The organism is Symplocastrum torsivum, from assembly GCF_059505465.1.
The window spans coordinates 1-14,854 of sequence record NZ_JCACKQ010000024.1; the positions used below are offsets into that span (position 1 = coordinate 1).

At 43.4% G+C, this 14,854-nt stretch carries 14 protein-coding genes; 5 read left to right on the forward strand and 9 right to left on the reverse strand.

The features are described from left to right. Positions 1-32: 32 nt before the first annotated feature. The 3 genes from AC5JL3_RS08210 to AC5JL3_RS08220 form a co-directional block, all read right to left on the reverse strand. Positions 33-182: a hypothetical protein gene (locus AC5JL3_RS08210; protein WP_496074022.1), complete on the reverse strand. Its 150-nt coding sequence runs from the start codon at positions 180-182 to the stop codon at positions 33-35. 26 nt (positions 183-208) lie between these two features. Continuing rightward, positions 209-1,165: an AAA-like domain-containing protein gene (locus tag AC5JL3_RS08215; RefSeq protein ID WP_496074023.1), complete on the reverse strand. Its 957-nt coding sequence runs from the start codon at positions 1,163-1,165 to the stop codon at positions 209-211. A gap of 162 nt (positions 1,166-1,327) precedes the next feature. Continuing rightward, positions 1,328-2,233 (reverse strand): CoB--CoM heterodisulfide reductase iron-sulfur subunit B family protein, encoded by a 906-nt coding sequence (locus AC5JL3_RS08220; RefSeq protein WP_192218836.1) that lies wholly within the window; start codon positions 2,231-2,233, stop codon positions 1,328-1,330. A gap of 321 nt (positions 2,234-2,554) precedes the next feature. Here AC5JL3_RS08220 and AC5JL3_RS08225 point away from each other — a divergent pair, with 321 nt between their 5' ends. Further along, positions 2,555-4,993 carry a hypothetical protein gene (locus AC5JL3_RS08225; protein WP_496074024.1) on the forward strand — a complete coding sequence of 813 codons (2,439 nt, stop codon included), beginning with the start codon at positions 2,555-2,557 and terminating at the stop codon, positions 4,991-4,993. 289 nt (positions 4,994-5,282) lie between these two features. Here the strand turns inward: AC5JL3_RS08225 and AC5JL3_RS08230 are convergent, their stop codons facing one another. Both AC5JL3_RS08230 and AC5JL3_RS08235 read right to left on the reverse strand, forming a co-directional pair. Further along, complete coding sequence (locus AC5JL3_RS08230; protein ID WP_496074025.1) at positions 5,283-6,335, reverse strand: fatty acid desaturase; 1,053 nt, start codon at positions 6,333-6,335, stop codon at positions 5,283-5,285. A 192-nt stretch (positions 6,336-6,527) separates the two neighbouring features. Next, the gene (locus tag AC5JL3_RS08235; RefSeq protein WP_496074026.1) at positions 6,528-6,782 is read right to left on the reverse strand and encodes a hypothetical protein; all 255 of its coding nucleotides are present in this window, start codon (positions 6,780-6,782) and stop codon (positions 6,528-6,530) included. 358 nt (positions 6,783-7,140) lie between these two features. Between AC5JL3_RS08235 and AC5JL3_RS08240 the strand changes: the two genes are divergently transcribed. The 4 genes from AC5JL3_RS08240 to AC5JL3_RS08255 all read left to right on the forward strand — a co-directional run bounded on the left by AC5JL3_RS08240 (position 7,141) and on the right by AC5JL3_RS08255 (position 11,105). After that, positions 7,141-7,683, forward strand: a complete 543-nt coding sequence (locus tag AC5JL3_RS08240; protein WP_496074027.1) for a hypothetical protein — start codon at positions 7,141-7,143, stop codon at positions 7,681-7,683. A 61-nt stretch (positions 7,684-7,744) separates the two neighbouring features. Further along, positions 7,745-8,308 carry a hypothetical protein gene (locus AC5JL3_RS08245; RefSeq protein ID WP_192218831.1) on the forward strand — a complete coding sequence of 188 codons (564 nt, stop codon included), beginning with the start codon at positions 7,745-7,747 and terminating at the stop codon, positions 8,306-8,308. A 923-nt stretch (positions 8,309-9,231) separates the two neighbouring features. Beyond that, complete coding sequence (locus AC5JL3_RS08250; protein ID WP_496074028.1) at positions 9,232-10,026, forward strand: cobyrinic acid a,c-diamide synthase; 795 nt, start codon at positions 9,232-9,234, stop codon at positions 10,024-10,026. A gap of 716 nt (positions 10,027-10,742) precedes the next feature. Then, positions 10,743-11,105, forward strand: coding sequence for a response regulator (locus tag AC5JL3_RS08255; RefSeq protein WP_192218829.1), 363 nt, complete (start codon positions 10,743-10,745; stop codon positions 11,103-11,105). 1 nt (position 11,106) lies between these two features. Here AC5JL3_RS08255 and AC5JL3_RS08260 read toward each other — a convergent pair whose 3' ends face one another. The 4 genes from AC5JL3_RS08260 to AC5JL3_RS08275 all read right to left on the reverse strand — a co-directional run bounded on the left by AC5JL3_RS08260 (position 11,107) and on the right by AC5JL3_RS08275 (position 14,824). Then, the gene (locus AC5JL3_RS08260) at positions 11,107-11,325 is read right to left on the reverse strand and encodes a hypothetical protein (protein ID WP_496074029.1); all 219 of its coding nucleotides are present in this window, start codon (positions 11,323-11,325) and stop codon (positions 11,107-11,109) included. A gap of 257 nt (positions 11,326-11,582) precedes the next feature. Beyond that, positions 11,583-13,526, reverse strand: a complete 1,944-nt coding sequence (locus tag AC5JL3_RS08265) for an alpha/beta hydrolase (RefSeq protein ID WP_496074030.1) — start codon at positions 13,524-13,526, stop codon at positions 11,583-11,585. A gap of 301 nt (positions 13,527-13,827) precedes the next feature. Then, positions 13,828-14,142, reverse strand: a complete 315-nt coding sequence (locus AC5JL3_RS08270; protein WP_496074031.1) for an AzlD family protein — start codon at positions 14,140-14,142, stop codon at positions 13,828-13,830. Beyond that, positions 14,132-14,824: an AzlC family ABC transporter permease gene (locus AC5JL3_RS08275; RefSeq protein WP_496074032.1), complete on the reverse strand. Its 693-nt coding sequence runs from the start codon at positions 14,822-14,824 to the stop codon at positions 14,132-14,134. The genes AC5JL3_RS08270 and AC5JL3_RS08275 overlap by 11 nt, the downstream gene beginning before the upstream one ends. Positions 14,825-14,854: the final 30 nt, after the last annotated feature.

Below are 14,854 nucleotides of genomic sequence, written 5' to 3' on the forward strand. Positions count from 1 at the left end.
CCTCAATTTTCACCCCTGTCTAGGCTGGTGGGTTACTTCTGCCGAGCTGGTCTAGCCACTAAAAACTGGTAATACTGGTTGCTCGAACTTTTGCTTTCTGCTTGTACCAAAGCATCTTGTAATTCTTTGCCGCGCAGTAATGATGATTCATCCAGGCAGCCAGAAGCTAACCAGGCTGTCATATTTTCAGCATAGAATGGCAAGTTTCCTAATTTTTTTTCTCTCTACTAACCCAATGACCATTAAATATAGATTTATAAATACGGTTGGAAACTATTAAATTATGATGTTTATTGCTTACTAAACCTGATAGAAGTAATGCTCTTTGTTGAGAACTATCATCAGCTTGTACTGGTGCTGCCTTGTTGCTTTGTGAATCCAGAATTTGCTTATATAGCTCCAGCAGCCGCCCAGCTCCCTGTTTATCTCTTAGAATGCGATCACGAATCGTTCTCAAATGCTCTGACTCATCTTGGGATTCCCAATTCGTTATTATCCTTGACTTTACTAGGTTCTCAATTACCGTCGTTTCATCTCCATCTGGAATTGAAGATTCAGAAGTGATAACAAGTTGGCAAAGTTTTTGGGTAAGAAAGGGTTGTCCCCCTGTCCAGGACAATACCTGTTCTAGAACTGCATAAGGGTTGCTAACTTTTCTCTCTAATCCTCTTGCTAACGGTTCGGCTTCTTGCAATTCAAATCCATTCAGATGAATTGCATCACCGATATTAAACGGTGTGCGATTTTTATCTCGAATCAAGTACGATGGTGTCGCCACTCCCAACAGTGCAAAAGTGAGTCGTCTGTATTCTGCTTTGTCAGAACGTTTATCGCAGCAAGACCTGAGCAGAGCAAAAAAAACATCAGACGAAAAATTCAGGCTGAGAACACTGTCAATTTCATCCACGAAGATAACAATTTTTTGGCTGATCTCGACCAGCAGCACGTTTTCTATAAACTCTCCCAATCGTTGTACTGGTGAAAGATCATCGTGTTCGCGCCACCAAATACGCGGGTTGAGCTTTAGCTCTAAACTGCTCACTACCTCTTGGATAATGCCCCTGTACCACTGTTCACTTTTATTGGGCTGTTCTTGTACCCTGTAAAACCCAATTAATAGTTGGTAGATGCACCCTGTTCTTAATCGAAGAATATAATATATCACACCCGAAAAATTTCTACAATCTTCCTTTAGGAATACGCGGAGAGTCGCTCTACCGAGTTATCGTCATTGGTCACAACTCATCCAGGAGGAGTGACCAATGATAACGAGCGATAACTTCTAAGAGCGTAGAGTTCTTTTTGAACCCTTAAAGAAAGCGATCGCTTAAAGCCCCAGTTTTTCCAGCACAGGTTGAGTCGAGACGATGTGTCGATCTAAACCTAACTGCTTAGGGCTAATCCCTAGGGCAAGGGCAACTAATTGAGGTAAGTGCAATACGGGTAAACCCAAGGAACTGCCAATCACCTTCTCTACCTCTGGTTGGCGGGAATCTAAATTAAGGTGACATAAGGGGCAAGGTGTTACCAGACAATCAGCACCCGCATCAAGAGCTTCCTGAATATGTGCCCCTGCCATCTTGAACGACTGCGTTGGCGCATAGCTAGAAATTGGCCAACCACAGCACTGAGTCCGCCCTCGGTAATAAACAGGTGTCGCTCCAACTGTCTTAAACACAGTCTCCATCGACTCTGGATTAAAAGGGTCGTCAAAGGGTATGGACTTCTGCGCCCTTAGCAGATAGCAACCATAGAACGCCGCACATTTGAGTCCACTCAGCTTACGGGTTACTCGTTCCTGTAAAGCCTCCATTCCATAATCAGTCACCAACGCCCACAGTAAATGCTTGACCTCGGTGCTTCCTTGATACGGTGAACAGCCCTCTTTTTTGAGCAATCCATTAACCTGCTCAACGTAGGCGGTATCCGTGTGTTGCAATTCCTTTAACCGCTCATCCACATGACCAATCACACCCTGACAGGTACTGCAATGGGTTAGAAGTGGCAGATTCAGTTGCTCTGCTAGGGCAATGTTGCGAGCATTAACAGTGTCTTCCAGCAGTTGGGAATCTTCTTTAAAGGTACCAGAACCACAACAGGCAGCTTTTTTCAGCTCAATTAATTCAATACCTAATGCCTGAGTGAGTGCGGCGGTAGACTGGTAAAGTTCCCGGCAAGCCCCTTGGGCAACGCAGCCAGGAAAGTAAGCATACTTTAAGGTTTTAGATGGCATAGCAATTGATAAGTTAGCCTCAATAGAGCCTGAGGTCTTGCTTCTATCTACAGAGATATCGGTTTACGACCACTCGATACTTCCACTTATTCTCTAACTCTAGCTATTATCAACCAGTTCTGCGGTAAGTCCCTCAGTGTTAACCTTCTTAGTCGTGTTGGTTCCTCTGGACTAGGTTCTGAGTCTTCCCAAGTTTTGAATTTTGTAAAGGAGTTGCTCCACGTTCCAAGGAAAACAGGGAGAACGATATCAAGAATGTGGGGAAGAGTGTAAATTGGGATTGGTTTTCCAGAGCAAATAGAAGCGAGTGTACTGCAACCCATGGCAAGGAAAACTCCTCAAGATTCACAGAAACACCTGCCACCCGTTAAAGCTAGCCAGCGGGGAAAGAAACCCTCTGGAAAACCCATAAGGGCAAATGGCAAGACGAGGGTACCGCTCAAAAAGCAACCATCCAAGCCAAAGTCGCGGTTAAATGGCGGCTTGGTAAAATTAGGTGCGATCGCGATTATATTCGCTTCCGGTGGTCTGGTTGTCGGTGGCACTTGGCTTGCCATCCGTTTGATGATTGATCCAAACACTGTTCTTTGGCTCAATCAATTTTTACCAGCATGGACTCGCATCCCCGTTGCCGCCAGTTCATCGCCACAGACTCTAGCGGCAATCCAAGACAAGATTCGCCAAAGCGGATTAATTACCGGAGAACCGCAGTCTCTCAATTCTGAGCTACTGTTGCCAATCTTGGCATCGAAGGCAGATTGCCAGACTGATTGTCAACAGATTGTTGAACTGAGAGTTTATCAACCGATTGGACCTGGCGGGAATGAAACCTACTACCAGCTTGTCGCAGAACTTCCCATCGTTGGGCCAGAAGAATATTTTGTTCTCTCTACCCCAGTCAGTGCCAAGGCGGATAACGCAGGGGTGTCTCGTTCACTACCTCTAACAAAACTGACTCGCTTTGACAGCAAAGCTCCAGGAAAGGGATTTTGGTTCAACCTTTCAGGTCATCAGTCTACTGGTGATACACCCATGACTTATGGGCAAATCATTCACTACAACCCTGACCAGATGCACCTGAGTATCATGTTGCAGTGGACTAGTCCGAATGAGTCCCAACCCTACTGGCAGGAAATAACTGGCGGTTCATCCGCTGAACTAGTTGTTGATCGGATGGTGGGTTTGGAACCCCAGTTCAAGGTTTACCAGATTAAACCCCGCAAGTTTGTGCCTGACCCCATATTTCTGGAGGAAGTTTCCCTGGCACAACCAGCACTGGATACTCCAACCTATCGCAATGGCATGATGCTTGCTCGGCATGGATTGTGGTCACCCGCTCAACAACTGTTGAAGTCTCAGAAGTCCAAAAAGTGGTCAACTACCGCGCAAGCGCAATTGGATTTTGTTCAACTGCACGCACAGGTCACTGAGGCTCAGTCTAAGCAACCTTGGGCAACCCCCAGTCAACAAATTCTTGCCAATCTCATTGATGGTCGTTGGGCAGATGCTTTACTAGTGTTTCAGTCGTCTGCGCCAGGTAGCCCGGTACAGGAGATTGCCACTTTCCTCAAAAACGATTCTGGCGGTTTGTGGGAGCGTGTTGAAGCCGCTCTTAAGGTCAATCCCAATGATGAAAACGTAAAAGCTTGGGGAGCCTTGATTCTAGCAGCTCAGCAAAACCGTGCAAAAGCGATCGCCTGGTTAAGGCAGATTACCTTCTCCAATACCTTCGTATCAACAGCCGAGACATTTACAATCAATAGCCAGTTTTACGAACTCCTCGACCACCTAGAAGGCACCTTTACAACTGCCTCCGGTGGTGATTCGAGTCAAATTGTCGGCACTGCACAAGTTATTCAAAAAGTCAATGAAACGGATTGGCGTCCACCAGAAAACAAAAACACCGGACTCGCAATCAGAAACATCTCGTCCCAATCCCCAACCTTGCAACTAGAGCCACAGCAAGTTTGGTATCAGGTACAGGTAGCTGCTTTTAATGATGGTCAACGCTGGAAGCAGCCGCCGTTTTCTGATTTGCCAGTTCCAACTGTTGCCTATGGTTCGCAGTTATGGAATTATTTGGGCTTAGGCGCAAACTCCCGCATCCAGATTACAGCCTGGACGGTTGAGGGAACTCAGGAATCAACAATCGCAACAATCAAAGCGGCTGTTTACCGAGACGGTAGCCTTCAGCTATTAGCATCCGGTGAACCACTGCTTTCGACAACGCAAGGCACTGCCAACAAGACTCGCCTCCTCGCTCACACAGAAAGCTCACTTCGTTGGTTAGAGCCAGTGTCCCTTAGTTTTTGGGATCTTAACCAGCTACAGCCTCAATGGGTATCGGCAATCCTCCCAGTACTCTGGCGCGAGTTACTCAAGAGTGGTCAGCTCAAATCAGGAGAATTTCCCAGCTTAACGGCAATGCTCAGCGAAATTGGGCATTGGTCAGTTCGACCAATTGATTTAACAGGGAACAAGCAGCCAGAAGCGGTGCTAACGCTTTACGAAGACCTCTCTGGAGCCTCCCAAAAGCCAGATGTTACACGACCGATCAACGACAACCAGTTGTACAAGCCCCGTACACTAATCTTTTCTGATACAGGCAGCTTAATCTATAGCGAATTTTCCAAAGATGCACAAACCTCACTAACCGCGCTCGCAGATTTAGGGGATGGTGGTTCTGCGGCTTTAATTCTCAATAGTTCAAACGCCTACAACCTCAAGCGCTGGTCAGTTGAGCGTCAGCGTTTTGAGTAGGACGAACTCTCCTTAGTCATAAGTGGAAGAATCTCAATCATCTTTAGGGATTTCGCCCTCGCTTCGTGGCATTTGCCTCTGTGGGGTTTTTATCGAGTTCTGTAGGTATAAACGAAGGTATGACAACAAATGTTAAGAGAATAAAATCCTCTTCCCTTCTGCCTTCTGCCTTGCCTCAATAGCAAATATTAATGCCGCCCTTCTTAAAATAATTAAGCACCCCCCAGTTTACAAAAAAATGAAGGGTGCATTTAGATTAGTTACAGAGTGCTTTGTTGAATCTTTTACACTATCGCTTAGCGTAATAGTCTTCAAAAGTCTGATAGCATTCCTCAGCAGAATAGAGATGACATTGCTGAGTAATCTGCCTCATGAGAGACCAAGAGAAGCTACACTCCCGCAGTTCACCACCCCACTTTTCTTGGAGACTGCGATGAGCTAACCGTAAGTTATAGGAAGGAATCGCTGTAGATAAGTGATGAGGGATGTGAACATTGATGTCATGGCACAGGAATTCTACCCAACCCGGATAATCGCAATGGACAGTGCCAAATAGCTGAGATTGAGCAGCGTTCCAATTTTCAGCCGGAATGAATGGAATGTCAGGTGCTGTGTGGTGGACGATTGTAAAGGTACTCATCCAGAAGTGGTAAACCATCCAGGGTAATAGCCAGAATTTGACGAATCCCCAAATGCCAGTTGTAGCAATGAGTAGAGGAAATGCGATCGCAGCACAACCTAGCACAACCAACACCGAAAACTTTACCTGAGAGCGCTGTTTACCCTCAAACTTAGTCCAATTAAAGTGCAATCCTGCCCAATGCACGATTGAACCTACCCACCAACAACCATTGAGAACGAAGCGATACAGCCACTGCATCCAGGGAACTTGGTTTGCGAAAATCTCTGGTTTAACCGGTTGCCATGCATTGTCTTCATCTAGCTTGTTGGTATGAGCATGATGGTGATTGTGCAGAATTCGCCAACTGTGGAAGGGATAAATGAGTGGCAAAAATGCCAAATGCCCCACAAGGTCATTAACCCAACGTCGGTTAGCAAACGAGCGATGACCACAATCATGACCAATCACAAAAAAACCAGTCAGTGCTGTGCCAGTGAAAATCCACAAAGGGGGTAAAAGAAACCAGGGGGCTAATGCCAAACCCCAGTAACCCAAGCAAACCATTAAGACATTCACAATCAACAACGTCCAAGCTTTGCGACGGTTTTTCTCAAAAACCTCACGCGGCAGAGTCCGCAAAATGTCTTTCAAGCGCAGGGGATCAGCATTAGCTGTAGAGGCTGAGCTTGGGATTGTTTCTCTATTTACCGATATAGTCATGAAAAGGTTAACTTCTCCAGCATTCAGTTGAGTAAATCACGAGTATGTAGGTACACAAAAAACCTGCCAGGTTACACACTCTGGCAGGCAGTGTTTTATTATCTGCCTGATAGTTGAGTCAGTAATATCACGAGCAAAAACACCCAGCAGGGTTTCCAGGGTTAGGGGTAGTACATCTGACGACAAAATCTTCTACTGCCCCTGAAGACTAACATCAGGCTGAACGGAGTCCAGCCGTTGCTTTTTGAGTATTTGCAACTGCCGCAATAGGGATTCAACCTCTGCTTGTAAATGCAAGTACTCAACTTGTTGGTCAGCCTGATAGAGAGATTTCATTAATCTAATCAGGCGGGGGTCGTCAGTTGCGACTGTCGAGCTATTTCTTATGGCTTGGGAGTCACCGATTGAACTTGGCGAGTCGATTAGACCAGATGAACGAGTTGACATTAGCTCTTTATAGTTATTTCTGCTTACTCACACCACTGGTCATTGTAGTTCAAACATCAAGCTTTGTTACATTGAATATGCCGATTTTCTAGCTGCTTGAATAGGGAGTAGGGGAGAAGGGGAAACTTGGTTGGCATGTTGCTTAAGATCTGAAGTGCAATGCTACTTGACTGGATTCGTTCTTAAGTTAGCCAGCTTCGTCTTTGCTCAAGCCAGTGTGAAGTTTTTGCATATCTCCCTTGGAGTGAGAAATATAAACACCAGTAAATAACCTAGATAGTCTGGCAGTACCTTATGATCAGATGCCTAAGGCTGAGGTACAACGTCTTGAGGATGCGATCGCTCTAATTGACTGACAATGAAATCACTGTCCTCTACCAGCTACATATACCGACTCGACCAGATTGGGAACCCGTTGCAAGTGCCATTACTCGCTGGTCTTGCGGATGTCTACGTTGATGGCAAGTATATACTATCTACCAACATTGCTACGGGGCCGACCAAAGGACAGATGGAGTTAAGGTTAGGGGTTGAGCAAGCTATCAAAGTTGCCCGGAACATGAGCTATCAGGAAGCTCGGTACGGCGAAACACTTGTTGCCTTCAATGAATTGCACCACCAGATTCAAATTGATAGGGCTAACTGTCTATCTAGAGAGGCTCGAATTGAAGTACGGGAACGCCTCCCTATCTCTGGAGAAGATGCAAAAGTGGATATTCAGAGCGATCGCGTCTTACCTGAGTGGGAGAAGTATGAACAAGAGGAGCGGGGTGTACCAATACGGGGTGGTTATCGCTGGCGGGTGCAACTACCTGGTGGCGAACACAGAACGGTATCGGTGCAATACACCATTAAGACATTTGTAGATAGTGAGCTAGTTGATGGGAATCGACGGGAGTAAATGTAGTACACCTTGAGTGATGTTTTTGAGAACTATGGAGCATCGAAGAGAGACTTTTGCTATGCAGCCAGAACCCTTACAGCAAATCATGGGCTACTACATTGAGGATGCTAAAAAATATCTCCAAGTGATCGAGCCGCATTTGCTAAATCTGCCAAGTACCATTGAAGACCCAGGAATAGTGAGTGAGCTATTGGGTGCTACTCGTTGCGGTATCGTTGGCGCAGCAAACTTACTCCCTATCAATAGCCTTCACATCAGTAGTATTCATAAAATTGGCTTTTGTTTAGTAGACTGTTTCACGGTTTTCCAGCACGAGAGGCGACTCAGGGTTGATCAAAAGCTAGAAGATTTATTAATGCAAGTGTTTTACACCCTCAATTCATTGATCGAGCAACTGAGGGAACCCTCTCGCTTAACGGAGGCTCAGGCTAAGCAAGTTATGTCAGAGATAGAGTTGATTAGAGAGGCTCTCATGGCTCACGTCAATTGGTTAGTGAAAGAATCGCGTAGTGATAACTCCCTAGAAGTCCCGCGCTTGCCAGATTCAGCAGATGATATTTCCTCTCTGGAAGATTTGGAATCACTGATCGATGAACTCTTGTTAGATAGTTCGTCAGCCTAAGTTATGGCAGACGGCAGACGGCAGACGGCTTTTATGTTTATCACAAGTACGTGGTTGTTTGGGTCCTTAAATCTGTCCTAACCTTTATGGCTACAGCTATATTCAAAAGCGATCGCACAAGCACTTGTTAACCCAAATTTGCGATCGCTCTTAACAATTCAATAATTAATCCTAGATGCACCAGTTTCCATCGTTACACTTCTAGAAAACCGCCCTTTAGTGCGGCGAAGTGGCAAAGCTAGCTTGTCTCAAGGGTTAGTGAGTCAGCCGAGAGAAAGTGGCATCTGGGCTTTGAGATAAATCTCTTCGTAAAGTATGTAGTTTTTTTTTCACTTCCAAATGAGCCTCAAGCTTTACACGATAATGGTTAATGTTCCATCACCCTATCAGTTGCCAAGCATTAGCTATAGATTATCCCCTAGCCTCGGTTCAGAACGATTGTAATTAACTTTGCTACTGTAAGTAGGCAAACCTGTTATCAAGCCAACTTAACTCAGACGAAATTAACTAACTTAACTCTTTTTCTTCAAAGTCTTCTTAGAGCATCGACTGCGGCAAACTTTGTAGAACTCGATTCTTTTGCTCAGTTGGCTCAGAGTAGCTAAAAGCCTTAGAGCTTTGTTTTTATCTACTCTGAGCCAAAACTCTGGAAACAATCTTACAAAATAACTGTATTAAACTATACAAGAAACTTCAGAGTCTAAATAGGCAAAACTTTAAGTTATTTGAAGCTAAATCTATATAGCGCGTCTAAATCATTTGTACAACCAACTGGCTTCATTACCTAATACTTGATGTTTGTGAAAAATTTTTGGCTTGTAACTCTTAAGTTCTGACCTTTGCTTTTTCTGCTTTACCTGAGTTGTACGACTCAATTAGACGCGCTATAGTTTTTGTCTACCTGAGTGCAATGGCTTCAATTTATGAGTAAATTCAACTACGAATTAGTATCAACTACTACATCCAGTCAAGCTATTAGCATACTTGAAACTATACCTGTTGAAGTAAGGACATGGGCGGCAAGCATCCCCTTAAATCAACGTCACTATATTTTATCGCTATTATTTCATTTAATATCTGAAAATGCTCCAGAAACCAAGGCTGAGATTCTAGATGATTTTACAGCAGATAACTTAGTAGTAAAAATCCTTCAAGACCAAGTACCAGAACGACTAGTAAAACGATATTTAAAGAAGTTCCATATTAATAAGGAGTTGGATGAATATGTTCTAAAAAATTATGTTAAACAATTTTATATTCATTCTAGCCGTGATTTAAACCAACAGCCTTATTTTTATTTGGATTCGGTTATTCAATTAGTTCACAATGCAGAAGAACGTAATAAGTTCTTCTATTATATTTTAGGCTGCGAAATCTTAAAAATGATGTTTCAAATGAGTTGGTTGCAGCATGAGCAATTGTATCAACTACAGAAGCATCAAGAGAGTTTTTTGAAGACATATATTAAACCGATTCAATATGCTCATAAAATCAATAAAATCATTGTTCCTAGACATGAAAATGTGTTTTTTGCTAAGCGTGATTACTTTATAAAAAAACCAAGGATTAAAAGTGAAAAATTAAATAGCTTAGTAATAGATACGTTTACGACCTATACGGTAACTAATTTAGGTTTTTTAATTATTCATCACCTCAATTTTTTGGTTTTTGATTATGACTATATTTATAATTCTGAGCCAGAAGGCATTTTTACATAATAGTTTGAATTGGGGGCGGAAATCCTCTAGCTCTAAGTCTTGGTAGGTTCACTAGCTACACATGGAACCTCCTCAGAGTGTTGTCCTGAAGACGGCATCGGGCGGTGTAGCCCCGTAGATACAGGGAGCCAAGCCTAAAAGAGAATTAAATTATCGTGTGAATGTGGACACTTGAGAGTGTTTTTGATAGCTTGATAATGGGTGTAAATGTGAAAATCAGCAGCCTACCTAGAGTGCATCTTTAAAACGCTTAAAACTGACTGCTCCATTTGGGCAGAAATCTAGTCTCTAAGATAGATAGAGTTTGTCGCTTCTACCACAACACAGCTTAACCTAACTTCTGCCTGAATTCACTCCTGACTAGCCTGTAAAAAAAAGCAATATAGATGATTGGCTAAACACTGTAAGCCACCGATAAGGTGTACGCTGTCAGTACTGACTTAGCAGCAATTTGGGAACACATTTTGGGTGTTCAATGCAACTTAGTCATGTATCGAAGTGTAGTGACTAAGGCACCACAGTCTAGCAATCCTTTAGAAATGCTTGAACTATCACTGACATAAGGTAGTCACTTCATGATGGACTAACAGACTTAAGCTTTCAAGTTAATCCAAACAATGCTCATCCGCAGGGTGATGCAATCAACTCTCAATGGCGCAACTTCCTAAGAGTTTGCCCCAGTCTATATTGTGCAAGGATTTTGAGGATAACTACACATGAGTAAAATATTGCTTGTCGAAGACAACCCTTCTCAGATGGCGTTGATGGAGAGTTACCTACGTGAGAGCGGTCATATCGTCATTCGTCTATCTGATCCCAAGAGCGCTTTTAATAAAGTAATAGAACAACAGCCTGATCTCATTGTTACAGATGTTGTGATGCCTGGAATGAGCGGATTTGAGTTGTGTCGTAAACTCAAAAACAATACAGCTACGGCTAATATTCCTGTTATCATTTGTTCTTCTAAAGATCAGGAAATTGACCGCCTCTGGGGTATGAAGCAAGGGGCAGCCGCCTACTTGACCAAACCCTTCTCACGAGAACAGCTACTTCGTACCGTTCAATTAGCTGTGGTGTGAACTACCACTCATCCTTCGGCGCATAGTCTACTTGTTTGGAGTGATTAACAGTTTGCCAACCATAAAAGGTTGAGATTTTCACTCCAGAGCCATCAACAGAAGGAATACCATACGGGATTTCTCCATAGTTGTCATTCATGTGCGCCATGAATACAGGTAGCGTTCTGGGTTCGTAGTCTTCTGGTTTATCTGCCCTGAAAAAGGCTAACTGACAAGGCATAATGCTTAGGGGTAAGTTTAGTCCTAGATTTGCCAGAAGCAATTGCGTCCAACTACCTGTAGTAATCACCAACTTGGCAGCAGAATAGGTTTCGAGTTCAGTTCAGACTTCGACGCGATCGCTTTTGCACGATACTTGAATAACCGGGGTAGTAGCTTGTATTACCGCCCCCCTTTGCCTGTGCCAAACGGATGTGAGCGAGACACCGTAAGATTGTGCCATAACTTAACGGCTGCTATGTTGCTTAATCTGTAGTTCTATTTCCCAGAATTTAAAAGGTTTTCAACCCGCCGAGAAAGAACTACCTGAATATGCTTTTTCCTAGCCTGGGTTGACAGTTCACTAAGCTGTTCATTTAGAGAAACACCAGACCTCAAGTTATTTAGAAAGCCTGTAAATCCTAGAAAAGCTAGTTCACAGATTGCTTGATGGCTAAACTTTCCATAAAAATAACCACCGTGAACATTTATGTTTTCAGAGCCACGTTTGAAAAAATAAGCATTAATTAGCCGAAAGTAATCCCAATAATTCAGAACAGGTTTTCTAAGCGCATAGCTAACTATCCCCTCCGATTGGCTTCCTTCTTGAAGTGTGAAGTCCGTATAGTCTGTGCAGTCAAAATAGGTAAATAGATCTGCAACTGGCAAATCTTCAACTAAATTTGACTTATCTTTTTCAACTGTATTTGGAGGTCGTAGTTCAGTTAAATTTCTATGTTCCTGATTTGAAACACGAATTTCAAGTTCTAGATAAGGCTTCGTAAGCGCTCCATTTTTTAAATTGACTATTCCATAGTCTTGCTCTTCCAGTTTCCGAACTCGACGGTCATCTTTATTCTCAAAACGCCTAGCTGTTAAATTACCTAGTCTATAACCACTGAAGCGGGTTCTTGCTGGAAAGCTGAAATAATTTGCGGCTGTTGAGGCAAGACGTAATGCTAAATCTCCCTCATTACTGAAGACATAAGCTTCCTCACATCGACGTAGAGAAGACCTTAAAAAATTGCTTCTCCGAGGCATGATCGATTCTGTGGGAATATCAGGCGCAACTAGAATTAACCTACCCAGAGAAAAAACACGACCAATCTCTGAAGAGGGATTCTTTTGAATTGAGTTTGGATCAAACACGTCAGAAAGGATGCGTATCGTGTTTGTAACTACCATGCATCCCATACTATGACCGATGAAATTTAATTTAATCTTAGGAATTTGGTTGATGATTTCTTGTTCTATTTCTGCTTTCTGGTTTGCCTTCTTCCAGAGTGCCATTCTTTTGGCTCTATCTGCAGCTTGCCATGCTTCCTTAGTTTCTCCAATCTCATTGAGTAAATCTTCTGTTAGGTTTTTGGTTTCAATGAGATCAAAAAGTTTAGTTTCAAATACGGCTTGGTCGAGTTGCCTCAGTAACTCAACTAAATCTAGAACACCATAGTTAGTTGCTCGGTAATTGTCGCGCAAGTAGGTAGCCAGTCTTAAGGCAATTAGAGCTAAAACTATAGCCAAAGAAGCGACAAATAGAATGAGAAGGAGTACTAGTAAAGTTTGGGGAATAACTGGACTATAAATTGCAACTGCACCTATTAATAGTCCCAGGAATAGTACCCAAAGCGGCAATCGAGGCAGTAAGGGAATAGCATCTCCTAATTTCAGGAGAACTAGCGTAGCAAAAATCGCAAAGATGCCAATCGATAACAATACGGCTAAAGCAGAAAAGGTACGAGGTTGTACAAGTATTAATACGGTTGTAATGATGCCAAGTACTAAGGCACTACTGAAAATCCCTGTTAAAAGAGTCGGTAGCGACTTAAGTGCGTATCCTAGTTTATCTTTAAACGCAATAGCTTTTTGGTTAGAAGGCTCACGATCAGGCTCATCTTTCATCGGGTTTTCAGAGGGCCAACAGTACCCAAGAAAAACTGAGCTTTTTGGTTGACAAATACTGGTAGCGTACTTGTGAATAATTCTAAAACGCTCTTTTGCATCAGAGCGTTTAGTCCCATAACCATGTATTGATACCACAATTTGTGGGTTGTCACTTTCTGCCAAATACCGCGCCATTTCTCTAAGTGACTCTTCTACTGAAGTATTTGGATAGGTAGGTTCATCTTCGACGTTAATGGATGCCGTACTTGTTACATAGTATCCAAGAAGATCTTCGGTAAAGCCCTGAATTGGATCAATAGAGAATGCTGAATCGGTCATCGGTTTATTCTTGCTGCAAGTCTAGGTATTGAGTTGATGAAAGGAAAGAAGATAAAGACTACTCAACTTAGCTTGCCAGGTTGACCACTTGCTGCTACCTAGTTGACTAAAAGTTTAAAAGAAAGCTTACTTAAAGCAACCTGGAAGCGTGAGTTGATTTACCTTTAGTCACCCCTTTAAAAATCCTGAATGAGCTATACAATAGCTTGGATTCATTTAGACATAAAAACCTACGCTATAGCAGATTTGAGACATAATTTAGCATAGAAATTTACACAGTCTAAACTCGCGATCGCATCTTCTAAGGTACTCCCAAAAGAAGCGATCGCAAAATCCAAACCGTACCAATCCCAGTTAGCATTGCCAAAATCAAGTTGCCACTTCTGATTGCTACTACAACTGTTGCTAGTGCGGCACCTACCTCAGCTAGACTCTGCGTTAGTACGGTTGGTGCAACGATAGAGATAAGAACAGCACCGGGAATCTGATTTAACCAACTCCTCATCCGATTGGAAAGAGTGACTCGGTTCATCAGCCATAGCCCAGCAATACGGGTGGCATATGTCACTACTGCCATTCCCAAAATTACCAGAAGCGTTGTTGAATCAATCTGCATCACGTATCGCCCCCACAGAACTCCCAGCGATTCCCCCTAGCAGGATGTACCACTTACCTGGTAACCAGTAAGCCGTAGCCACAGCAACAATTGCCGCCACAGTCCAAGGTAAAAAATTGGATTTACCCCGCCACAGCGAGACTAGCAACACAATAAATACGGCTGTAAAGGCAAAATCTAAGCCCCACTGTGCTGGATCTGTAATCTTACTGCCAAGCAGTTGCCCAACAACTGTTGAACTAACCCAAGCGATAAACGTCATTAAGCCAGTTCCTAGCAAAAAGCCAGCATTGGGTTTTCCTTTGGCAAACTCAGCCATCGTTAGCGCCCAACTTTCATCGTTGAGGAAGAAGAAACAACCGTAAGCTTTCCAGGTAGGCAGTTTCAAAAACCAAGGGCTTAAGGAGGCACTCATCAAGATGTGTCGCAAGTTAATCACCAACGTGGTGAGAAGGAGTGTTGCAATCGGTAGTGGTGAGTGCCATAACTCCACCGCAATAAACTGGGATGCACCTGCAAAAACCAAACTACTCATTAAGAACGCTTCAACTAAGCTTAGTCCCGCCTGACGCGCAAGCACACCGAATGAAACACCATACGTGAAGATAGAAAGCGCCAGGGGAAGACTTCGCTTAATCCCAGCGATAACACCACTCCAATCAGCGGCTACTGGTTCTTTCATGAGACTGCAAAGGTTAAGTTAAGTGGATTA